This is a genomic window from Actinomycetospora cinnamomea (assembly GCF_003096675.1).
GTDB lineage: Bacteria > Actinomycetota > Actinomycetes > Mycobacteriales > Pseudonocardiaceae > Actinomycetospora > Actinomycetospora cinnamomea.
On the sequence record NZ_QEKW01000023.1, the window covers coordinates 1 to 21,869 of the forward strand.

Annotated in this window: 16 protein-coding genes, 1 tRNA gene and 1 pseudogene; 9 read left to right on the top strand and 9 right to left on the bottom strand. The window is 72.4% G+C overall.

Features of this window, described 5'->3' with window-relative positions; all coding sequences use genetic code 11:
* Nucleotides 1-128 (top strand): annotated as a pseudogene (locus tag C8D89_RS25690) (IS630 family transposase); the annotation flags it as partial.
* A gap of 761 nt (nucleotides 129-889) precedes the next feature.
* On the opposite strand, the gene C8D89_RS25695 reads toward C8D89_RS25690, so the two are convergent.
* Both C8D89_RS25695 and C8D89_RS25705 read right to left on the bottom strand, forming a co-directional pair.
* Nucleotides 890-2,596, bottom strand: coding sequence for an FAD-binding oxidoreductase (locus C8D89_RS25695; RefSeq protein WP_207787436.1), 1,707 nt, complete (start codon nucleotides 2,594-2,596; stop codon nucleotides 890-892).
* A gap of 1,784 nt (nucleotides 2,597-4,380) precedes the next feature.
* Nucleotides 4,381-4,453 (bottom strand) — tRNA-Lys (locus C8D89_RS25705).
* A 594-nt stretch (nucleotides 4,454-5,047) separates the two neighbouring features.
* On the opposite strand from C8D89_RS25705, the gene C8D89_RS25715 reads away from it, so the two are divergent.
* Together C8D89_RS25715 and C8D89_RS25720 are read left to right on the top strand one after the other, a co-directional pair.
* Nucleotides 5,048-5,533, top strand: a complete 486-nt coding sequence (locus C8D89_RS25715; RefSeq protein WP_116710994.1) for a hypothetical protein — start codon at nucleotides 5,048-5,050, stop codon at nucleotides 5,531-5,533.
* A 379-nt stretch (nucleotides 5,534-5,912) separates the two neighbouring features.
* Nucleotides 5,913-6,701, top strand: a complete 789-nt coding sequence (locus tag C8D89_RS25720) for an ArsR/SmtB family transcription factor (protein ID WP_116711038.1) — start codon at nucleotides 5,913-5,915, stop codon at nucleotides 6,699-6,701.
* On the opposite strand, the gene C8D89_RS25725 is transcribed toward C8D89_RS25720, so the two are convergent.
* Nucleotides 6,691-7,728 carry a PHP domain-containing protein gene (locus tag C8D89_RS25725; protein WP_116710995.1) on the bottom strand — a complete coding sequence of 346 codons (1,038 nt, stop codon included), beginning with the start codon at nucleotides 7,726-7,728 and terminating at the stop codon, nucleotides 6,691-6,693. The genes C8D89_RS25720 and C8D89_RS25725 overlap by 11 nt on opposite strands.
* A 94-nt stretch (nucleotides 7,729-7,822) precedes the next feature.
* On the opposite strand from C8D89_RS25725, the gene C8D89_RS25730 reads away from it, so the two are divergent.
* The 5 genes from C8D89_RS25730 (at nucleotide 7,823) to phoU (ending at nucleotide 15,007) form a co-directional block, all read left to right on the top strand.
* Complete coding sequence (locus tag C8D89_RS25730; RefSeq protein WP_243418382.1) at nucleotides 7,823-9,400, top strand: Rieske 2Fe-2S domain-containing protein; 1,578 nt, start codon at nucleotides 7,823-7,825, stop codon at nucleotides 9,398-9,400.
* Nucleotides 9,401-9,418: 18 nt separating this feature from the next.
* Nucleotides 9,419-10,537 (top strand): tRNA dihydrouridine synthase DusB, encoded by a 1,119-nt coding sequence (dusB, locus tag C8D89_RS25735; RefSeq protein ID WP_279323406.1) that lies wholly within the window; start codon nucleotides 9,419-9,421, stop codon nucleotides 10,535-10,537.
* Nucleotides 10,538-10,762: 225 nt separating this feature from the next.
* A complete protein-coding gene (locus tag C8D89_RS25740) occupies nucleotides 10,763-11,725 on the top strand; it encodes a GGDEF domain-containing protein (RefSeq protein ID WP_243418383.1) in 963 nt (320 codons plus the stop codon).
* Nucleotides 11,726-12,501: 776 nt separating this feature from the next.
* On the top strand, nucleotides 12,502-14,283 hold the full coding sequence (locus tag C8D89_RS25745) for an LCP family protein (protein ID WP_165825946.1): 1,782 nt from the start codon (nucleotides 12,502-12,504) through the stop codon (nucleotides 14,281-14,283).
* Between the two features lie 67 nt (nucleotides 14,284-14,350).
* Entirely contained in the window at nucleotides 14,351-15,007 is a 657-nt protein-coding gene (gene phoU / locus C8D89_RS25750; RefSeq protein ID WP_116710998.1) for a phosphate signaling complex protein PhoU, read from the top strand.
* A gap of 112 nt (nucleotides 15,008-15,119) precedes the next feature.
* Here phoU and pstB read toward each other — a convergent pair whose 3' ends face one another.
* The 6 genes from pstB to C8D89_RS25780 form a co-directional block, all read right to left on the bottom strand.
* Nucleotides 15,120-15,896, bottom strand: a complete 777-nt coding sequence (pstB, locus tag C8D89_RS25755; RefSeq protein ID WP_116710999.1) for a phosphate ABC transporter ATP-binding protein PstB — start codon at nucleotides 15,894-15,896, stop codon at nucleotides 15,120-15,122.
* Between the two features lie 22 nt (nucleotides 15,897-15,918).
* Complete coding sequence (gene pstA, locus C8D89_RS25760) at nucleotides 15,919-16,830, bottom strand: phosphate ABC transporter permease PstA (RefSeq protein WP_116711000.1); 912 nt, start codon at nucleotides 16,828-16,830, stop codon at nucleotides 15,919-15,921.
* Nucleotides 16,830-17,729 (bottom strand): phosphate ABC transporter permease subunit PstC, encoded by a 900-nt coding sequence (gene pstC / locus C8D89_RS25765; protein ID WP_423717281.1) that lies wholly within the window; start codon nucleotides 17,727-17,729, stop codon nucleotides 16,830-16,832. Before pstC ends, pstA begins: the two co-directional genes overlap by 1 nt.
* Before the next feature lie 200 nt (nucleotides 17,730-17,929).
* Entirely contained in the window at nucleotides 17,930-19,018 is a 1,089-nt protein-coding gene (gene pstS / locus C8D89_RS25770) for a phosphate ABC transporter substrate-binding protein PstS (protein ID WP_341477336.1), read from the bottom strand.
* Between the two features lie 192 nt (nucleotides 19,019-19,210).
* Nucleotides 19,211-20,158, bottom strand: coding sequence for a mycothiol synthase (gene mshD, locus C8D89_RS25775; protein ID WP_165825947.1), 948 nt, complete (start codon nucleotides 20,156-20,158; stop codon nucleotides 19,211-19,213).
* A 29-nt stretch (nucleotides 20,159-20,187) separates the two neighbouring features.
* Nucleotides 20,188-21,018, bottom strand: coding sequence for a winged helix-turn-helix transcriptional regulator (locus C8D89_RS25780; RefSeq protein ID WP_116711003.1), 831 nt, complete (start codon nucleotides 21,016-21,018; stop codon nucleotides 20,188-20,190).
* Nucleotides 21,019-21,038: 20 nt separating this feature from the next.
* Between C8D89_RS25780 and C8D89_RS29940 the strand changes: the two genes are divergently transcribed.
* Entirely contained in the window at nucleotides 21,039-21,737 is a 699-nt protein-coding gene (locus C8D89_RS29940; protein ID WP_207787437.1) for a TlpA family protein disulfide reductase, read from the top strand.
* The last annotated feature ends 132 nt before the right edge of the window (nucleotides 21,738-21,869 follow it).

Consider the following 21,869-nt stretch of genomic DNA (forward strand, 5'->3'; position numbering starts at 1 on the left):
TCATCGAGAAGATCCGCACCTTCATCGACGGCTGGAACGACCGCTGCCACCCCTTCACGTGGACCAAGACCGCCGAAGAGATCCTGCCCCACGCCGCGCGTCAACGAACTTCAGACGCGCGACACTAGGAGATCTCATACCCGGGGCGGAGCAGCAACTGCGCGCCGATGATGAGGGCGACGATCGCCACGACGAGCCACAGGAGACGCCACAGCACGCCGGGGATCAGGTTCAAGCACCGAGCAGTACGAGCCCTACCTCGACCTTGCCCACCAGTGAGGGGCGATCCAGGTAGGCGGCGTCGAGCTCGAGCTCATAGCGGAGCCCTCTTCGCGTGTGGCCACGTGAACGGCTCCTAGATCCACCGAGCCACCTCGCATCGCCCGCTGACCTGATCGCGTTCCGCCGTACCGGTTCCTCGCCGCCTGGCGAGCTCAGCCAAGGGCGGGCGAGCGCCGTTAGCGCTGGTCAACGGCGTGTAGAACTGGCCTTCACGATCCCGCTGCTCGTGGGCGCCGCCCTGCTCTACGGCAGCGCGGAACACCAGGCGTTCGCTGCGGTCTTCGTGGTGTGGTTCCTCCTCATCGCCGGGGCAATCGGGGGCTTTCAGCATCGCCGCCGGCAAGGGGTCCCCGAAACCCTTCCGCGAAGAACCCTCGGACCTGGACCAGGACCCACCAGCGGTGGCTGCGCACCCACCACTTCGCCCCCCGCGAGCGTGAGCCGCCGGAGGAGGATTCGGTGGGCACACCAGGCAGCAGGCCAAGCGGGTGATCCGCGAGGCCTGAGCTGAGAGCAGGAGCCCGGGTTGTTCCGCACCACCTCCTGCAGCATCGGGTGATGACCGTTGACTCGCGTTGGGCGCTCGCCGGGCTGGTTCGGTTCGTGCTCAGCCGAGGGGGAGCACGTTGTTGTTGAGCCGGAAGAAGTTGTCCGGGTCGTAGGTCGTCTTGATCCGTCGGAGCCGATCGAGGTTGCGGCCGAAGGCGCTGCCGACGCCGGCGTCGAGCGGCTCGTCCGCGATGCTGGTGAAGTTCAGGAAGGGCACCCCGGTGCCGTACGTGGTCATCTGGTCCCACGCCGAGCGGGTCCAAGCGACAGCTGCCCGGTCCTGCGCGGGGTCGGTCCACATGCTGTCGAACGACACCATGAACGGCGCCGAGCGCTCCGGGAACGCCGTCTCCTCGGCGCCCACGTCGTGCACCGCGCCACCGAGCCGGAAGGTGTTGACCAGGCTCATCGGGCCCGGCCGGTCGAGGGCGCGGGCCGCGATCGCGTCGATGGCGTCGTCGGGGAGATGCTCGAGGTACTGCGACTTCCAATACGCCCGCAGCGCGCGGCGAGGGAAGAAGGGGTCGAACGCCGACTGCACCGCTGTGTACGGCATCGGCTGGGACATGTCGAACAGCGGTGAGCCCAGCTCTCGGAGCGGCTGCAGCTCGGCCATCGCGGCGTCGATATCGCTGCCGCAGTGCACCGCGCCGACGATGGCGACGGGACGATCGTGGATGACCTCGGGCATTCCCGGGGCCGCGGGGAAGGTCATGGTGACGATGAAGGTGGTGACCTCGCGGGGAGCATCGAGGGCGTAGTCCCGCCACCGCCGCTCCACCTCACCGAGATCGGCGAGCGGGTAGAACGTTCCGGCGAAGCCGACCATCGGGCCGACGGGGTGCAGGCGGAAGGTGAACGACGTGACGATGCCGAAGTTTCCGCCGCCGCCGCGCAGCGCCCAGAACAGGTCCGGGTTCTCCTCCGCCGACGCCGTGAGCACGCGCCCGTCCGCCGTCACGACCTGGGCCTCGACGAGGTTGTCGCAACTCAGGCCGTACTTCGCGTTCAGGTGGCCGTAGCCACCACCCAGGGTCAGGCCGGCGACGCCGGTCTCGGAGACCCGGCCCAAGGGCACCGCCAGACCGAACGTCTGCGTCTCGCGGTCGACGTCTCCGAGCAGCGCTCCGCCCTGCACGTGCGCCAGCCGCCGGACAGGGTCGACCTGGACGCCTCGCATCGCGGACAGGTCGATGAGCATCCCGTCGCTCACCGTCGACAGTCCGGCCACGGAGTGTCCGCCACCACGGATCCCGACGAGTAGACCGTGGTCGCGCGCAAATGTCACCGCGTCGGCGACGTCTGCCGTGCCGGTGCAGCGGGTGACGAGGGCTGGCCGGTCGGTGAACATGGCGTTCCACGGCGGGCAGGGCTCCGTCGCGTCCTGCGCTCCCTCCTGGGCGAGCACCGCGCCGCGGAAGTGCGCCTGGAGTTCTTGGAGGATGTCCTCCGCCAACTGTTCCTGCGAGCCGTCCGGTCGAATCGCCGTCACCGTCATCGTTCCGTCCCCGATCTCTGGTTCACCGCTTCCGCTCGTCCCTCCCCATATGGAGGATCGAGCCTGGAGGAGGCCGTGACGGTACGCGCGGATCAAGAACAGCAACGCCCCCGATAGGGGTATTGACTGTTTGGAGCGATCAGGCCACAGGATGAAGCAATAACAAAGAGTGACAGGCGCGCACGGCACCGAGCCGTGACGCGGCCAGCTGGACGTCGGTGCGCAGAACCCGCCGGGCCGGTGGGTGCAGCGGTAGCGCGGCGGCAATGACGCAGCGTGTCAGGCCGAGACGAGCGGCTTGTCGGCGAGCACGGAGGCGGCGCCGTCCAACTACGCGCGGCGGTGCGCCCTCGGACCCATTCCTCGAGTGGGCGCACGGCGAGCATCCAACCACCAGCGATCTGCAAGTAGTCCTCTTCCGCGAGCGCGATCGAGCCGGGTTGCTCGCCCTGGGACCGAGCCCGCTTCTGCTCGCTCACGTTCGGGACGGTCCCGAGTGGCGCGGTCCCAGCAGCAGCGGTTGGTCGATGGTCGGAGGGGGAGCTGCTCGGGCCGCTGATCCCGCCGCGAACGCCGGGTACGGCGTGGACGGCCACCGATCGAGAACCGCGCCGCCATCGAGGGCATCCTGTTCGTGCTCAGCACCGGCTGCCGACAGGCCCACGCCGCGACCGTCCACGATGCGCCCACTTGTCGAATTGTCGCCTTCGGGCACCCATCGATTACTCGTGGAAAGTGATCGCGTACCTGCAGAGCATCTATACGGCAGCTGATTGCTCTTGATGGCTGATATGGCTTCCCTCCCTATCTCAGCGGTGAGCACACTGCGTAAGCAGTGCAGTGACCTGGCCTGCAGGGCGGTGAACGAGATGGTCGCGGTATCACGGACGCCGATGCAGCACTCGGAACGCAGGGAGATCGCCCGCGCCTGGGGGGTCGCAGGGCCTGGCCCCGGTGGACTCGGCTCCAGCGCCGGATGGAGGGCCGGCGCCCGCGGCGACGCCGCGTTTCGCGGCTTCTCGGCGACGAGCCACAGCGACGCGGCCGATCACCGAGCAGGGGACCTCCATGGACGCTGACCAGACCGTTACCGCGGCCGCTGTCCCAGCACCGAGCTCACCTGGGCCGGCCGATCAATTCATCGCCCGCTCCGCCTCCGACCTTGTGCACGACGATCGACCACCACAGGGCAGCCGGTGGTGGGGCGGCGTGCCGTGGACCGGCTGGACACGCCAGAGTCGGCTGCGCCGCGACACCTTCGATCGGGCCTACCGGCGCCTGGAGATCCGCACCATCTGGCGACAGGTCGCCCATGACACAGGGCTCGCGCACCGAATATTCTCGCCATCGGGCACCACGTGGGCGGCGCCGGATCTCACCGCCATCGACGCGGGGGCGGACGAGGCCTTCACCGTGCACCTGCGTACTGGCCAGACGTGGGACCAGCTGGGGGCGGCGAGCCCGCGCATCGCCACCGCTTTCGGGGTGCGAGCAGTCCGTCTGATCGAATTGTCTCCTGACTGGGTCAGGATCGAACTGCTCCACGAGTATCAGCCGCTGCAGCCCCCTTCGCCGGACCCGTTGGCCCCCGGGACGGCGCCAGTTGAACCGTCCTTGCCGAGTGCGCCGTCGCCGTCCACGCCACGGACCAGGTCCGGAGCGCGCAAGACGCGAGGTCACCGACCTCGAACCTCTCGCGCCGTTGGACGGCGTCACTAGGCCGTTCGACGGCACTACGCCATATCCGGGTCCTTGAGCCCCGTGCTCCCACAACGTCGCCGCGACCTCCGGAGCCGAAGGTGGATCAACCGGCCACAACGCCGCCGCCCCGGTGGTCGCGCCGGTCGTCGCGCAGCTCGTGGCGAGCAGAAGCCCGCACGGGAACGCCAGGACACGTACGTCACCCACCGTGCCGCGCGGCGACACGGCACCATGCGGGCAGGCGCGGCGGCTGAGCGACCCACACCGCGCGCACTTCGCCCGGGCCACTCTTGCAGGCCCTAAAAGAAGCTTTCCGTGCTCCGCGACAAGCGACCGGACAGCAAGACGGGTGGGCCCCGTGGGACTCGAACCCACAACCAACGGATTAAAAGTCCGCAGCTCTGCCGATTGAGCTAGAGGCCCCGGCCCGTCCGATCCTAGGGGTCGGTGGTGCACGGATCCGGCGAGACCTCGCCGGCGTCCGACCCGGTCGCGCGTCGACGCCCGGCGCGGCGCTGGCACGCCCGCCTGTGGCAGGAGCCCGCGAGGCTGGTCCGTTCGGCGCAACCACTGCTCCGCTCGGCGATGCCGAGCTCGAACCAGAGCACTCCGGACGTGGAGACGTGCCAGCCCCGCTCGGCGCAACGTGTGGTCCTGGACGGGTGAAGAACGGTGACGGCCTGGCGGCCCACGAAGGCGTCGTCGCAGGTCAACGACCCACAACCGTCGGACGCGGACGGCCGCGTCGAGACACGCCGGGGCGACGCGCCGGGTGAGCCCGTGACGGTGAGTGCTCGACGGTCACCGTCGGGTCACCATCGTGCTGCGGCGAGGAAACGAGTACCAAACAACGCAGCACCGGGGGTCGGCGCTCCCGGTCAGCACGACCGGTGCGGTGGGACGGGCGCTCCCCGGTGACACGGCCCCTCCACCGCGCGCCGCACGGTTCCCCCGTCGGCCCCGACGGGTGCGCCTGACGAGCAGGCGGCCCGACCGCACGGAGAGGAGGCCACCGACGTGTCGATGGCCGTGGTCATGTCCGAGATGCCCGACGTCTGGCGCAAGGTGCTCGCCGAGCACGTGCCCGACGCCCAGCAGAACTGCTGCGCGTGCTTCCACGCCGGCGGCCGCGCGAGCTGGCCGTGCCAGACCTACCGCATCGCGCAGGAGGCGAAGTGGGTCGCCGAGGGCGGCCTGCCGGGCACGGGTCCGCACGGCCCCGGACCGAGCCGGACGCGCCTGAGCGCCCCGGAGCCGCTGCCCGGCGACGAGCCGGTGGGCCGGCACGGCGCCCGATCGCGGCACCCCGACCCGCTCGCCGCGTCCCCCTCGCTCCCCGCCACCGGCGGCTGGGCGGCCCCGTCCGGCACCGGCCGCGCCGAGCAGCACTGGCCCGGCGAGCCCGGGACCGTCACCGGCGAGCGTCCCTACGGCTCGACGTTCGACGCGCCCTACGGCGCGTCCTTCGGCGTGGAAGACCGTCCCCACGCCGCGCAGTGGTGATCGAGCCCTAGAGACAGGAAGGCCCCCGGAGCGATCTCCCGCCCGCCCCGGCGATGCCGGGTGGGCGGGCCCCGACTGGACGAGGGTCGGGGGCTCCGGGGGCTGGTGTCCTGCCTTGGATTCGCTGGCCGCCCTGCCGCGGGGGTCAGTGGGATCACTGCCCGCGGTCCGGCCACTCCACGGCCTTCGAACGGCTAGCTGACGGACACCTCACGAGTCCTGTCGTTCATCAACGCCGGACCACCTCCTTTCCCGTGTACCTCCAAGTTAGGCGCGCGGCGATCACCCCGCAAACGGGTTCGGTCACCACCGTTGACGAGCAACCAACTGGTTCCCTATGGTCGGATGGGCAACCTTGAGGTTGCCGATCGGAGTGGTGATGGACGAGGTGTTCCGGGCCCTCGCGGACCCCAGCCGGCGGGCCCTGCTCGACGCGCTGCACGCCCGCGGGGGCCAGTCGCTGCGGGAGCTCGGCGAGGGGCTGGACATGACGCGCCAGGCCGTCGCCAAGCACCTGGGCGTGCTCGAGGCCGCAGGTCTCGTCGTCACCTCCAGGCACGGGCGGGAGAAGCACCACCACCTCAACGCCGCGCCGATCAACGACGTCGCCGACCGGTGGATCCGGCGGTACGACCGGGCGCGGGCGGAGGCCCTCGCCGATCTCAAGACAGCTCTCGAGGAGACCGAGATGTCCGACGAGTTCGTCTACGTGACCTACATCCGCACGACGCCGGAGAAGCTGTGGCAGGCGCTCACCGACCCGGCGTTCATCACCCGGTACTTCGACGGCGGCGGGCCGCGGTCCGACTGGGAGGTCGGGTCACCCGTCTACTGGTCGATGATGGGCGAGGAGCACCACGACTGGGACCAGCACGTCCTCGAGGCCGACCCGCCGCGGCGGCTGTCGTACACGTGGCACAACTACCAGCCCGAGATGCAGGAGATGTTCGGCTGGAGCGACGAGCGCCTCGCCGAGCTGCAGCAGGAGAAGCGCTCGAAGGTCACGTTCGACATCGAGCCGGTCGGCTCGGCGGTGAAGCTCACCGTCACCCACGACGACTTCGTCCCCGACAGCGAGATGCTCCGAGGCGTCTCGCAGGGCTGGCCGGCGATCCTGTCGAACCTGAAGTCGGTGCTGGAGACCGGCGAGGTCGCCGTCAGCGAGTGACGTGCCGCCAGGCGGTGAGGTCGTCGGCGGAGCGGGTGTTGACGATCCGTTCCACCGGCACCTCGCACTCCTCGGCCCGCTCACAGCCGTACGGCTGCCAGTCGAGCTGGCCCGGCGCGTGGGCGTCGGTGTCGACGACGAACTCGCAGCCCGCGGCGAGGGCCTGGCGCAGCAGCGGGCGCGGCGGGTCGAGGCGCTCGGGCCGCGAGTTGATCTCGACGGCCACGCCGTTCTCCACGCACGCGTCGAACACCGCCTCGGCGTCGAACGTCGACGGCAGCCGGGTGCCCCGCCCGCCGGTGACGAGGCGGCCGGTGCAGTGTCCGAGCACGTCCACCAGGGGGTGCGACACGCCGGCCACCATGCGCGCGGTCATCAGCTCGCTCGGCGCGCGGAGCTTCGAGTGGACGCTGGCCACGACGAGGTCCAGTTCCTCCAGGAGGTCGTCCGGGGCGTCGATGTCGCCGTCCTCGAGGATGTCGACCTCGATGCCGCGCAGCAGCCGGAACGGCGCCAGCTCCTCGTTGACCTCGGCGATGACGTCGAACTGGCGGCGCCGGCGCTCCGGGGACAAGCCGTTGGCGACGGTGAGGTTCTCCGAGTGGTCGGTGAGCACCATCCACTCGTGGCCGAGATCGCGGGCGGTGCGGGCCATCTCGAGGATGTCGCTGCCGCCGTCGGACCAGGTGGAGTGCGTGTGACAGTCGCCCCGCAGGGCGGCGCGGATCCCGGCGCCCCCGGCCACCGGCTCGGTGTGGCGGGCCTCGAGGTCGGCCAGGGTCGTCGAGGTCCCGGAATCGAGGACCTCCGTCACCACCGCGGCCGTCTTCTTCCCGACACCCTTGAGCTCGGTGAGCGTGCCGCTGCGGGCGCGCGACGCGACCTCGTCAGGATCGAGCTGCGCCAGCCGTTCGGCCGCCGAGCGGTAGGCCTTCACCCGGTAGGTCTCGGCCCGCTCACGCTCGAGGTAGAAGGCGACGGCGCGCAGGGCGGCGATCGGGTCACCGTCGACGGGGAGGGCGGTCACGTGCTCAGGGATACCCCACCCGAGGCGGCCGTGGGCCACGCCACCACGGACAATCGGCGGTGAGCACTGTGATGGAGGTGGTTTGCTCGTGCGGGTGACCGGAGTCGGACACGCGGGGATGCGATTCGAGACCGCGGGCGGCAGGGTGCTGTGCGACCCGTGGGTCAACCCGACGTTCTTCGCGTCGTGGGTGCCGTTCCCGGACAACACGCACCTGGACTGGGACGCCCTCGGCGACTGCGACTACCTCTACGTCTCCCACCTGCACCGCGACCACTTCGACGCGGACAACCTGCGCGACCACGTGTCCAAGGACGCGCGCGTCCTGTTGCCGGACTACCCCACCGACGAGCTCGAGAACGAGCTGCGCGCGCTGGGGTTCAAGCACTTCGTGCGCACCGAGTCGGGGGTGCCGCAGACCCTCGACGGTGGCCTGCGCTTCATGATCACGTCGCTGAAGGGCCCGGGCGACGGCCCGATCGGCGACTCGGCGCTCTCCCTGGACGACGGGACGGCGCGCATCGTCAACCAGAACGACGCGCACCCGCTGGACATCCCGAAGCTGCTGGAGTTCGGGGCGTACGACGCGCACTTCACGCAGTTCTCCGGGGCGATCTGGTGGCCGATGGTCTACGACCTGCCCAAGGCCGCGAAGCGCGAGTTCGCCCGCCGCAAGCGCGTCGGCCAGGAGGACCGGGCGATGCGCTACATCCGCGAGGTCGGGGCGCCGCACGTCTTCCCGACCGCCGGCCCGCCCTGCTTCCTCGACGACGAGCTGTTCCGCTGGAACGGGCTCGGCTTCGGCGACGTCGAGGGTGAGTCGATCTTCACCGACCAGTGGGAGTTCCTCGCGCGGATGCGCGAGCTCGGGCACTCCGGCGGGCACCTGCTGCTACCGGGCACGACGGCCGAGCTCGGCCACGGCACGGTCTCCGACCTCACCCACCCGATCGGCGACGACGAGATCGAGACGATCTTCCTCGACAAGGAGCGCTACCTGCGCGACTTCGCGGAGCGCTCGCGCCCGGCGATCGAGGCCCAGAAGGCCCGTTGGACGGCCCCGCAGCCGGACATCCTGCGCCAGCTCAAGGAGTGGATCGAGCCGCTGATGAAGCGCGCCGATCACATGTGTGACGGCATCGGCGGGCCGGTGCGGATGGACCTGCACGGCATGCCCGAGGGCACGCCGGGCGTCGACGAGGACGGCACGCTGTCGCTGGCCTTCGACTTCACCGCCCGGGAGATCCGCGTCTGGGACGGCGAGAACTGCCGCTACCGCTGGGGCGTGCCGGCGACGCTGGTGGCGACCAACATCGCCACCGGCGAGGTCGACTGGTCGAACTCCCTGTTCCTCTCGGTGCGCTTCTCGGCGTCCCGCGTCGGCCAGTACAACGAGTACCTCTACACGTTCTTCAAGTGTCTGTCCGAGGAGCGGATGGACTACGTCGAGAACTGGTACGACGCCCAGAACGACGACGGGCGCGACATCGAGCTCGACGGCTGGCGTGTCCAGGCCCGCTGCCCGCACCTGTCGGCGGACCTGTCGAAGTTCGGCTCCGTCGACGGCGACGTGCTCACCTGCACGCTGCACAACTGGAAGTTCAACCTCGCCACCGGACGCTGCCTGACCTCCGCAGGCCACGAGATCCGGGCCGAGAAGCTGGACGACTGAAGCTGGGAGACTGACACGGTGCTCCGCATCGGACCCCTCGAGCTCCCGACGCCGGTGGTGCTCGCGCCGATGGCGGGCATCACAGGAGTCGCGTTCCGCCGCCTGTGCCGCGAGCAGGGCGCCGGGCTCTACGTCTGCGAGATGATCACGGCGCGGGCGCTGGTGGAGCGCCACCCCGGCACCGCCGAGATGATCGCCTTCGACGCGGACGAGAAGCCCCGCTCGATGCAGCTCTACGGCGTCGACCCGGTGACGATCGGTCGCGCGGTCGACCGGATCGTCGACGAGGACCTCGCCGACCACGTCGACCTCAACTTCGGCTGCCCGGTGCCCAAGGTGACGCGCCGCGGCGGGGGCGCGGCGCTGCCGTACAAGCGCCGGCTGTTCGCGTCGATCGTGCGCGCCGCGGTGACCGCCGCCGGACGGGGCGGGCTGCCGCTGACGGTGAAGATGCGCGTGGGCATCGACGACGACCACGTGACGTTCCTCGACGCCGGGCGCATCGCCGCCGCGGAGGGCGCGGCGTCCGTGGCCCTGCACGCGCGCACCGCGGCGCAGCGCTACTCCGGCCACGCCGACTGGGACCGCATCGCCGAGCTGCGCGACGCGCTGCCCGCCTCCACGCCCGTGCTCGGGAACGGGGACATCTTCGCGGCGACGGACGCCGTCGCGATGATGGAGAAGACCGGCTGCGACGGGGTCGTCGTCGGGCGCGGGTGCCTGGGGCGGCCGTGGCTGTTCGGTGAGCTGGAGGCAACGCTCGCGGGCCGGCCGCTGCCGACCCCGCCCTCGCTCGGCGAGGTCGCCGGGGTGATGCGCCGCCACGTGGAGCTGCTCATCGCCCATCACGGCGAGCGCAAGGGCGTGCGCGACGCCCGCAAGCACATGTCCTGGTACCTGCACGGGTTCGCGGTCGGCTCGGAGCTGCGCCGCGAGCTCGGGATGATCGACGGCCTCGAGCGCCTCGACGAGCTGCTCGCCCGGCTCGACCACGACCTGCCGTTCCCCGTCGACGCCGACGGCCCCCGGGGGCGCCAGGGTTCGCCGGGCCACGTCACCCTGCCCGAGGGCTGGCTCGACGACCCCGAGGACGACACCGTCCCGGCGGCCGCGGACGTCATGCACTCCGGCGGCTGACGGCCACGCTTCGTACTCGTCGCCGGATCCCGTCACCGGCGGCGATCTTCGGCCGCCCCAGGACCACCGTCGCGGGCGACTCAAGGTGGGCCGAACGGGTCGGCGCCCGACACGTTCACGCAGCGTCACCTGCGCCGGACGAGCGAAGTTGCTGGCGACGCGGTGGGTGAGCGTTACACGCGCGAGATCGGGGGCGACACTGGAGGCAGGACGGAGGTGGTGTGCGTGCGCCTGGCCGGGCTGCGCCCAGCACGCGGGAACGCGGCGGTGACGACCGCCGAGCCGGTGCCCGACATGGACGCCGAGGCGCCCGTCGTCGCGCCCTCGACCCCTGCGACGTCCGTCACCTGCGGTTTCCCCACCGCCCCGATCGTGGGGCTCGACGCGCTGCCGTCCCCGGTCTCCACCGCCGACGGCCGCACCGACCAGGCCCGGGCGCACGAGGCCGCCGCCGAGGTGCTCGCCGACCGCGGCGACTGGCGCCGCGCCTACCAGCACCTCAAGGCCGCCGTCTCGCTCGTGCGCGACGAGCGGACGCTGCCGAGCGGGGTGCCCGACCAGTTACGCCTCGAGGTCGACCGTCTCCGCCGCGAGCGGGCCGAGGCGCGCGAGCAGAGCCGCCGCGACAGCCTCACGGCGACGTGGAACCGGCGCTACCTCGACGAGCGGCTCGGCACGCTGCGTGGCGATCCCGGGGCCGACGCGCCGGTGTGCGTGGCGCTCGCGGACGTCGACCACTTCAAGCAGGTGAACGACACCCACGGGCACGCCCTCGGCGACGAGGTGCTGCGCCGACTGGTCGACGTCATGAGCGAGGACCTCCCGGAGGACGGCTTCTGCGCGCGCTACGGCGGCGAGGAGTTCGCGCTCGTGCTGCCCGGCCTCGCGCCCGCCGACGCGGTGCGGGTGTGCGAGGAGGCGCGTGCCCGGGTGGACGCGCACCCGTGGCACGAGGTCGCCGCCGACCTGCGCGTCACCGTCAGCGTCGGGGTCGCGTGCCTCGACGACGGCACGCGGCCCGGCGCGCCGGGCCTCGACGCCGCCGACTCGCTGCTCTACGTCGCCAAGCGCGCCGGGCGGAACGCCGTCGCGTTCCGCGACGCCGAGGGCACGGTCCGGCTCGCGGGAGCCGCCGCCGGGCGCCGCGGCATCGAGGCCGCCGCCCGGCGGGCCTTCCCCGCGTCCTGAGCAACGGCCCCCGATCGTGCGGGTCCCTGAGCCGAACCTGAACACCAGGGTGGCCGAAAGGCTCGTCCCGATCGCCCGGTCGGGTGGTGTCCGTTGTGTCCGGAGCCCCGCGTGGCGTAGTGGCCCCGGACGTGACCAGGCCGTGACGCGCCGTACGATCCGCCTGCTGACCTCCCCGAGCCGCGGCACCGCGGCCGACGTCACGAGCCGCGAGGAGATCCGTGACCGACGACCGCGCCGGTGACCCGGCCCGGGGCCCACGCCCCGGGACCGCCGGGGCCGACGACGATCGGGCGTCCGGCTCCCGTCCGGGCCCGCCGTCGGTGCCGTTCCGCATCCCCGTCGCCGGTCCCGCCGCATCCCCCGCGCGCAGCGGGCGGTCGCCGACGATGGTGCCGTTGACCCGCCGGCGCGGTCCGCGTCTCGGGCTGCGCCCGCCCGGCGCCGCGCTCGTCACGGCGCCGACCCCCACGCCGGCCCCCACTGCGACCCCCACTGCAAGCCCCACTGCAACCCCCACTGCGGCCGAGTCCGCGGCCGAGCCCGGGCCGATCGAGACGGTCGCGGGGCCGGAACGCTCGCCCGTCGATGCCGTCACCGTGCCCGCGGATCGCCTCCCGATGCCGGCCGGTGGTCGCGCGCCGTCGCACACGCCCGAGCCGGTCCGTCCGACCGGGCCTCACCGCGACCCGGAACCGGTTGCGGCGGCCGAGCCGGTGCCCCCACCCCGGCCGGTCGTGGCGGCCACCGTGGTGACGCGCCCACCCGCCCCGCCCGTGCCTGCCACCGTGATCGCCCGCCCGGTCGAGGAGGCTCCCGAGCAGCCGGCGCCCGAGGAGCCCGCCGGCCCCGACGCGCCCGGGGCGCCGGAGCCCGGCGAGCTCCCCGGCGTCGAACCCCGTCGCGCCACCGAGGCCCGGGTGGACCAGACGGAGTGGGCGGCGACGTCGGCGGTGCTCGCGTCGCTCGGCGCGCGGCTCGCGACCTGGCGGCGGCGCTGGCCCTGGCCCCGGACGCTGCGCCTGCTCACGGCGACGTGCGCGGTACTCGTCCTCGTGGTGTGCGGCCTGGGGTGGGGCGCGGCGTCGTGGGTCGAGGCCGCCGTGCGGCAGATCGGCGCGCTCGACCCCGACTCGCCGGCCATCCAGGACGCGGCGTCCCAGGTCGGCGACCAGAACTTCCTCGTCGTCGGCTCCGACAGCCGCGCCGGCGCCGCGGCGGAGGACGCGGGTGACACGGCGGACGTGCCCGGCGCGCGCACCGACACGATCATGGTGGTGCACGTCCCCGAGGACCGGTCCGCGGTCACCGTGGTGTCGTTCCCGCGCGATCTCGAGATCACCCGGCCCGCGTGCGAGCGCTGGGACCCGGTCAGCGGCGCGTACTCCCCCCAGGTGCTGCCGCCCGCGCCGCGGGTGAAGCTCAACACGGCCTACGCCGCCGGCGGGCCGCGCTGCGTCACCCGCGCGGTCCAGGAGCTCTCCGGTCTCGCCGTGAACCGCTTCCTCGGCGTGGACTTCCACGGCTTCGAGGGCATGGTCGACGCCGTGCACGGGGTGCCGATCTGCGTCGAGCGGCCCGTCACCGACTCCGTGCTCGGCCCGATCGTCCCGCAGGCCGGGCCCACGGTGCTGACCGGGCGCCAGGCCCTCGACTTCGTCCGGGCGCGGCACGTCGAGGGCGACCCGTCGAGCGACTACGGCCGCATCCAGCGCCAGCAGCGATTCCTCGGCGCGCTGCTGCGCTCGGTGCTCTCCGCCGGGACGCTGCTCGACCCCGGCCGGCTCGAGGGGCTCGTCGAGGCGGTCTCCCGGTCGACGTTCGGGGAGAACGTCGGGTCCGACCAGCTGCTCGCGCTCTCCCAGTCGCTCGGCAGCCTCGACCCGCGCACGGTCACCTTCGTCACGGTGCCCACGACCGGCGTCCCGAACGAGCGCGGCAACGAGGTGCTGCGCCGGGGCGAGGAGCGCGCCCTGTTCTCGGCGCTCATCGACGACCGGCCGCTGCCCGGCGCGGGTGGCCCGGTGCCTGCCGCGCCGGCCCCCGTCGACGTGCGGCTGGTCGACGCCCGCTCGCCCGCCGGGGAGTCGGCCGACGACGGCGACGGGTCCTCCGACGGGTCGTCGTCCGACGACGGTGGCCGCGGGAGCAGCGACGACCGGAGCAGCGACGACGGGACCGACGACGATGACGACGGTGACGACGGTGAGGCGCTGCGCTTCGCCGCGCCGGCCGCGGACGGCCCGTCGACCGGGGCCGTCGCCGAGCGCCTTCGTACCGCCGGGTTCGGCGTGGTGACCGATCGCGGCCGTACGACGGGTACGGGCTCCGCCACGACGATCCGCTACTCCCCGGACCAGGCGGCCGCGGCGTCCGCGCTGTCGTCCGCGGTGCCGGACGCGGCGCTGGACCCGACCGCGACCGTCCCGGGCACGCTCGTGCTGACCCTGGGCGACGACTTCGACGGCACGGTGCGCTCGGGCGCCGCCCCGAGCGGCGCCGGGGCGAACGCGCCGGTCAACCCGGCCATCACCGCCGCCGACGCGTCCTGCACCTAGATCACGTTCATCCGCGGTTCACGCCGTGGTCGGGTCCGCGACCGGGCACCCGCGTAGGTTGCGCGGCATGCGCACGGCCTATCACGAGAAGCTCGACGCCCTGTCGGGCGAGCTCGCCGAGATGTCCCTGATGGCCGGCGAGGCCATGAAGAAGGCGACGACCGCCCTGCTCGAGGGGGACCTCGACCTCGCCGAGGAGGTCATCTCCTCCGACACGAAGATCGACGCGCTGCGCAGCCAGGCCGAGGAGCAGGCGTTCGGACTGCTCGCCCTGCAGGCGCCCGTCGCCGGCGACCTCCGCTCCGTCATCGCCGCCATCCACTCGGCCGGCGACCTCGAGCGCATGGGCGACCTGGCCCTGCACGTCGCCAAGGCGGCGCGGCGCCGCCACCCGGTGAAGGTCCTGCCGGACGACGTCGCCCCGTACTTCGCCGAGATGGGCCGCGTCGCCCTCGACCTCGCGCAGGACGCCCGGCAGGTCATCCTCACGCGCGACATCGAGCTCGCGTTCACGATGGAGTCCGACGACGACGCCATGGACGACCTGCACCGCCACCTGTTCACGGTGCTGCTGAGCAAGGAGTGGCCGAACGGCGTCGCCCCGGCCATCGACGTGACCCTGCTGGGCCGCTTCTACGAGCGCTTCGCCGACCACGCCGTGGCCGTCGCCCGCCGCGTCGTCTTCATGGTCACGGGCAAGATGCCCAACACCCCCGAGGCGTGAGGCGAGCACGACGGAGCCCCTCCCGCCGCCGGCGGGAGGGGCTCTCGTGTGTGATCAACGGGGACTTCGGCCGCGTAGAGGCAGCGAACAGCGCGTTCGCTGCCTCCCGCGCTCAGCCGAAGCGGCCGGAGATGTAGTCCTCGGTCGCCTGCTGGGTCGGGTTCGAGAAGATCTTCTCGGTGTCGTCGATCTCCACGAGGTGGCCCGGCTTGCCGGTGGCCTCGAGGTTGAAGAAGCCGGTCTGGTCGCTCACCCGTGCCGCCTGCTGCATGTTGTGGGTGACGATGACGATCGTGTACTCCGTCTTGAGGTCCGCGATGAGGTCCTCGATCGCCAGCGTCGAGATGGGGTCGAGCGCCGAGCAGGGCTCGTCCATCAGCAGGACGTCGGGCTCCACCGCGATCGCGCGGGCGATGCACAGACGCTGCTGCTGACCGCCGGAGAGACCGCCGCCGGGCTTGTCGAGCCGGTCCTTGACCTCCTTCCAGAGGTTGGCAGCCCGCAGGGACGCCTCGCAGACCTCGTCGAGCTTCTTCCTGTCCCGCACGCCCTGGAGCTTCAGGCCGGCCACGACGTTGTCCCGCACCGACATCGTCGGGAACGGGTTCGGCATCTGGAACACCATGCCGATGGTGCGGCGCACGGCGACGGCGTCGGTGTTGCGGTCGTAGATGTTCTCGCCGTCGAGGAGGATCTCGCCGTCGACCCGCGCGCCGGCGATCTCCTCGTGCATGCGGTTCAGCGTGCGGAGCACCGTGGACTTGCCGCAGCCGGACGGGCCGATGAAGGCCGTGACGCTGCGCGGCGTCACGGTCAGGTTGACGTTCTGCACGGCGTGGAAGGCGCCGTAGTAGATGTCGACGTCCTTGAGGTCGATGCGCTTCGCCATCGGAGGAGTGACCGCCCGTTCCTTACTTGGGGATCGCGGAGTAGCGCGAGAGCAGGCTCGCACCCACCTGGAAGATCATGATGATGATGATGAGGGTCAGCGCCGCGCCCCAGATGCGGTACGACCCGGCCGCCTCGGGGTTGGCGAGCTCGCTGTACATCAGCAGGGGCAACGAGGCCATGTTGCCGCCGAACGGGTCGTAGTTGATGGCCCGTGAGTAGCCGACCAGGACGAGCACCGGGGCGGTCTCCCCCATGATGCGCGCGATCGCGAGCATCACGCCGGTCACCGTGCCGGAGAAGGCCGTCGGCAGGACGATGCGCAGGATCGTCTTCCACTTCGGGATGCCCAGCGCGTAGGCCGACTCCCGGAGGCGGTCGGGCACCAGGCGCAGCATCTCCTCGGTGTTGCGGATGACCACCGGGAGCATGAGCAGCACGAGCGCCAGCGACACCATGAAGGCACTCTGCGGCGCCCCGAGGATCGAGATGAACGCGGCGAAGATGAACAGGGCCGCGACGATCGACGGCACGCCCGCGAGGATGTCGACCATGAAGCTCGTGGTGCGCGCCAACGGACCCCTGCCGTACTCGACCAGGTAGATCGCCGCACCGATCCCGATCGGGACGGCGATCAGCGTCGCGATCAGTGCCTGGATGAGCGTGCCGTAGATCGCGTGGTACACGCCGCCGCCGAAGGACTCCGGCAGGATCCCGGACAGCGAGTTGCCCCACCAGGTCGCCGAGACGATCGCGGGGGCGCCCCGCGCGACCACCGTGACCAGCACCCAGATCAGCGGCACGACGGCGATGAGGAACGCCAGCGTGACCAGGACGGTGGAGGCCCGGTCCTTGAACCTGCGCGATGCGCTGATCGTCCTGGTCGACGGTTCCGCGGCCGGGCGGTCGAGGTCGGAGTCGGTGGCAGTGGCCATCAGCCGTTCACCTTCCCACCGGCGATGAGGCGCGCCAGCGCGTTGACGATGAAGGTCAGGACGAACAGGACGAGGCCGGCGGAGATGTAGGCCCCCGTCGGCAGCGGCTGGCTGAACTCCGAGGCCGCCGACGCGATGAGCGAGGCGAACGTGTAGCCGCCGTCGAAGAGGCTGAAGCCCATCGGCGAGGTGGACGCGCGGATCACGATGAGGACCGCGATCGTCTCGCCGAGCGCACGTCCCAGCCCCAGCATCGAGCCCGCGATGTACCCGCTGCGCCCATAGGGCAGCGTGGCCATCTTGATGACCTCCCACCGCGTCGCCCCGAGCGCCTTCGCCGCCTCGATCTGGAAGCGGGGGGTCTGGGCGAACACCTCGCGGGTGACCGCGGTGACGATCGGCAGGATCATCACGGCCAGGACCACGCCGCCGGTGAAGATCGTGCCGGAGAGGACCGGCAGGTTGCCGTCGGCGAAGAGGAAGATCCATCCGAGGTTGGCGTTCAGCCACTCGGCGATCGGCAGGATGGCCGGGGCCAGGACGAGGATGCCCCACAGGCCGTAGATGATCGACGGCACGGCGGCCAGCAGGTCGACGATGTAGGCGAACGGGCGCGCGAGCGCCCTCGGCGCGTAGTTCGTGAGGAACAGCGCGACGCCCAGCGCGATCGGCATGGCCAGGACCAGCGCGAACACCGACGAGAACATCGTCACCAGGAAGATGTCCCGGATACCGAAGGCCAGGTTGTCCGGGTCGCCGGTGTTGAACGACGGGAACGTGAGGAAGTCGGCCTGGTTGGCCAGGAGCGACGGGACGGCCTGGATCAGCAGGAACACGCCGATCGCGGCGATGGCGGCGACGACGAGGACGCCGGAGCCGGTGGTCAGGGACCGGAAGATCGTCTCGCCACGCCGGGACGACGGGCGCCGCCGGGTGCCGGGAGGTGGAGCGGGGACGCCGGGGCTCGACGCCGGCCCGCTGTCGGTCTCGGACGGGGCCCGTTGGTCGATGCGCTCGCTCACCCTCGGGTCATCCTCCTCGGTCGTGGGAGACGGGGCGGCCGCGGCCCGCCGGGGTCGGGCGGGCCGCGGCCGGCGCGTCACTGGATCGCGTTGACGGCGTCGGTCAGACGCTGACGGAAGCGATCGGGCAGCGGGACGTAGCCCGCCTCGGGCAGGCCCTGCTGGGCCGTCGGCGACAGGGCCGTGGTCAGGAACGCCTTGACGCCCTGGCCGGTCGGGTCGTCCTGGTAGTCGGAGCAGACGATCTCGTAGGTCGCCAGCGCGATCGGGTAGGCGTCGGGCGCCGTCGTGGTGAAGAGGCTGTTCAGGTCGAGGACGAGGTTGTTGCCCTGGCCCACCACGGCCACGTTCTCGATCGCGTTGCCCACCGTCTGCGGGGTCAGCGGCACCGGCTGCCCGCCACCGGCGTTGATCACCTGGGCCACGCCGAGGCCGGCGCGGGTGGCGAACGACGACTCGACGTAGGTGATCGAGTTGGGCGTGTTGCGGGTCGCGTCCGCCACGCCCTGGCTCCCGCGGGCGCCGGCGCCGACGCCGCCGTTGAAGCTGTCGGAGGCCTCCTTGCCGTAGGCGTTGTTCGACGCCGCGTTGAGGTAGTTCTGGAAGTTCTCGGTCGTGCCCGACTCGTCGGACCGGAAGTTGACGACGATCGGGACGGCCGGTAGCTGCTTGCCCGGGTTGAGCGCGGCGATGGCCGGGTCGTTCCAGGTGGTGACCTGGCCGTTGAAGATCTTCGCGATGGTCGGGCCGTCGAGCACGAGGTCCTGCACGCCGGGCAGGTTGTAGGCGATGGCGATCGGACCGAAGACCAGCGGGAGGTTCCAGGCCTCGGAGCCACAGCGCTGCTGGGCCTGCTGCACCTCCTCACCGTCGAGGGCCGCGTCCGAGCCGGCGAAGTCGGTCTGGCCGCCGATGAACTCGTTGCGTCCCGCGCCCGAGCCGCTCGGCGTGTAGGCCAGCGTCTGCCCCTCGCAGGTCTGCTCGAACGTCGTGACGAACCGCGTCATCGCGTTCGCCTGCGCCGACGACCCGCTCGCGCGCAGGTTCTGCTTGCCACCGCAGGCCTGCGCGTTCGCCGCGGCCTGGCCGCCGCCCTCACCCTCGTTGTCGCTGCCGCAGGCGCTGAAGAGGAGCGCTCCGGCGGCGACGAGACCGACCGCCGCCACCCGCCGCTGATACCTCACAGGAATGTCCTCCGTGTCCGGGGATCGTGCCCATCGCCGCTGGCGTGGGAGGTCGCGGCGCCGAGCGCGACGCCGGACGCGGACCCTAAGGAGACCGGGTGGACGACCGGGACTGAAGATATGAACGCGAGGTGAACAGGGTCGTTGACGAGAGCACGATCACGTCGCTCCCGGTCAGCGCTGGTACGAGACGTCGATCGCGTCACGTCCGAACCCGAGCCGGTGGTACGTGGCGATCGCCGCGGCGTTGTCGCCCTCCACGTAGAGGATGGTCGTGTGCAGGCCACGATCGGCCAGGTGGTGCAGCCCGGCGAGGGTCAGGGCCCTGCCCAGGCCGCGACCCTGGGCGCCCGGGTCGACGCCGACGACGTAGACCTCGCCCAGCGGCTCGGGGACGCCCGCGGCGACGGCGTGCACCTTGGTCCAGTGGAACCCGAGCAGCTCCCCGGTAGTGGTGTCCCACGCCAGCAGGACGCCGTCGGGGTCGAACCAGTCCTCGGCCTCGATCTCGGCGACGTCGGCGCGCGTCCAGCCGCTCTGCTCGGGATGCCAGGCGAAGGCACGGTTGTTCACCGCGATCACGGCGTCCTCGTCACGGCCGGCGCGCAGCGGGCGGATCGCGACGCCGTCCGGCACCGTCAGCGCCGGGAGGGGCTCCGCGGCGCCACCCGGCGCGGGCCGGCGCATCCGCCACAGCTCGCGGGCGCGCCGCCACCCGATGCGGGCGGCCAGGCGCGCGGCGCCCGGGTGGTCGCCGTGGGCCCAGAACCGCGTGGCGGGTGACGCCGCGAGGACCGCGTCGACGAGCACCGCGCCGACCCCGGCACGCCGATGCTCCGGGTGCACGGCCAGCTCGGTCACCGGGTCGTCGGCGTTCTCGGCGTCCAGCAGCGCGTGCCCGACGAGGGCACCGCCGTCCCCACTGCCGCCCCCAGCGCCGTCGTGGACCAGCAGGTGGCGGGTGGTCGGGCGGCCGCCGCCGACGCCGAGCGCGGCCAGGTCGCGCCGCGCCGGCTCGGCGTAGGCCTCGACCCCGTCGGCGGCGGCGACCGCGGCCGCGAGCGCGCGGACCTCGTCGGCGTCCTCCGGCGTCGCCGTCGACACCAGCTGCGGGGTGAGCACGGGCGGACCGTAGCGCGGTGGGTCGGGGGTCAGACGCCCCGCGCCCAAGCGGCCGGGCGCACGACGCGCGGGTCGCCCCACGACCCGCCGGACCGCGGGGACCGGGGCATCGGGGGCCGGCCCGGGGCGTCCTCCTCGTCGGGCTCGGCCCGCTCGTCGGCGGCCGGCTCCGCGCTCGCGCCGCCGAGCACGCTGCGCACCGGACGGACGAACTTGTAGCCCACGTTGCGCACCGTGCCGATCAGCTGCTCGTGCTCCGGGCCGAGCTTCGCCCGCAGCCGCCGGACGTGGACGTCGACGGTGCGCGTGCCCCCGAAGAAGTCGTAGCCCCAGACCTCCTGGAGCAGCTGGGCGCGGGTGAAGACCCGCCCGGCGTGCTGGGCGAGGTACTTGAGGAGCTCGAACTCCTTGTAGGTGAGGTCGAGCGGGCGCCCGCGCAGGCGGGCGGTGTAGGTCGCCTCGTCGATGACGAGCTCGCCCAGCACCAGCGCGCCGTCGGCGCCCGCACCGTCGGGCGTGCGACGGGCGCGCAGCAGGCGCAGCCGGGCGTCCACCTCGGCCGGGCCCGCGCCGGGCAGCAGGACCTCGTCGACGCCCCACTCGAGGGAGACGGCGACGAGCCCGCCCTCGGTGAGGATCGCGATCACCGGCACGTCGAGACCGGTGGAGCCCAGCAGACGGCACAGGCTGCGGGCGGCGGCGAGGTCGTGGCGGGCATCGACCAGCACGGCGTCGTGCGGGCCGGCGTCGAGCAGGGCCGCGACCTCGGGGGCCGCGGTCCGGAGTCCGTGGGGTAGCAGGGCCAGCGACGGCAACACTGACGTCGGCTCGGGGTCGGCGGTGAGCAGCAGCAGCTCCACGCGTTTCTCCCTCCGCGATCGTGGGGAGGACGATAGACCAGTTCACCGCGCCGTCACCCTCCCGCGCGTTCTACGTCACGTCGCCGCCCGCGGGCGCCGCGGAGCGGTTCGCCCCGTCACGGCGACCGCACGGCACCCCCGTTACGCTGCGTCGATGCCCCGTCGGGGCGGTGCTCGTGGGGTGGCGGGTCGGGGAGGAACGGGTGGCGGGCTGGGTGCTCGTGGTCGCGGTGGCGGCTCTCGCGGTGGTGCTCCTGGTCGGTCTGGCCCTCGCCGTCGTCCGCCTCCGGCGGCGCCGGGCCGAGGCCGCCGACACGTCCGTCGACCTGCCCGTGGACGACCCCGGGCCCGAGGGCACGCGACGCGACCTGCGCGCGGTCGGGCCCCAGCGCCCCGGCACACCCGTCAGCGGTGTGCTCCCGCGCGACCTCGCCGCGCCGCCCGGCGGGCTGGCGCTGCTGCAGCTGTCGTCGCAGTTCTGCGCGGAGTGCCGCGCCTCCCGCTCGGTGCTCACCGACGTCGCCTCCGAGCACCCCGGTGTCACGGTGCGCGAGGTCGACGTCGCCGTCCGGCCCGAGCTCGTGCGACTGCTCGGCATCCGGCGCACCCCGACCACGCTCGTCGTCGACCCGGCGGGCGTCGAGCTCGCCCGCACCGTGGGGGTGCCGCGCCGCAGCGACCTGCTCGGCACCCTCGCGCCGCTGCGCCGCACGGGCTGATCGTCGGCGACGTACGGGTGACATCACCCTCGGACGACGCCCGATTCTTCGGTAGCGTGGCGCGCGTGGACGGAGGGCTCACCCAGCGCCGCGCGGTCGACCTGTGCCGCGTCGACTCCAGCCTCTGTCGCT

Bases quoted from the DNA above. Each gene is read 5' to 3' on its own strand.
- C8D89_RS25720 (WP_116711038.1), top strand. From the start codon at position 5,913: ATGGACGAGGTGTTCCGGGCCCTCGCGGACCCCAGCCGGCGGGCCCTG.
- phoU (WP_116710998.1), top strand. From the start codon at position 14,351: ATGCGCACGGCCTATCACGAGAAGCTCGACGCCCTGTCGGGCGAGCTC.
- pstB (WP_116710999.1), bottom strand. From the start codon at position 15,896: ATGGCGAAGCGCATCGACCTCAAGGACGTCGACATCTACTACGGCGCC.
- pstA (WP_116711000.1), bottom strand. From the start codon at position 16,830: ATGGCCACTGCCACCGACTCCGACCTCGACCGCCCGGCCGCGGAACCG.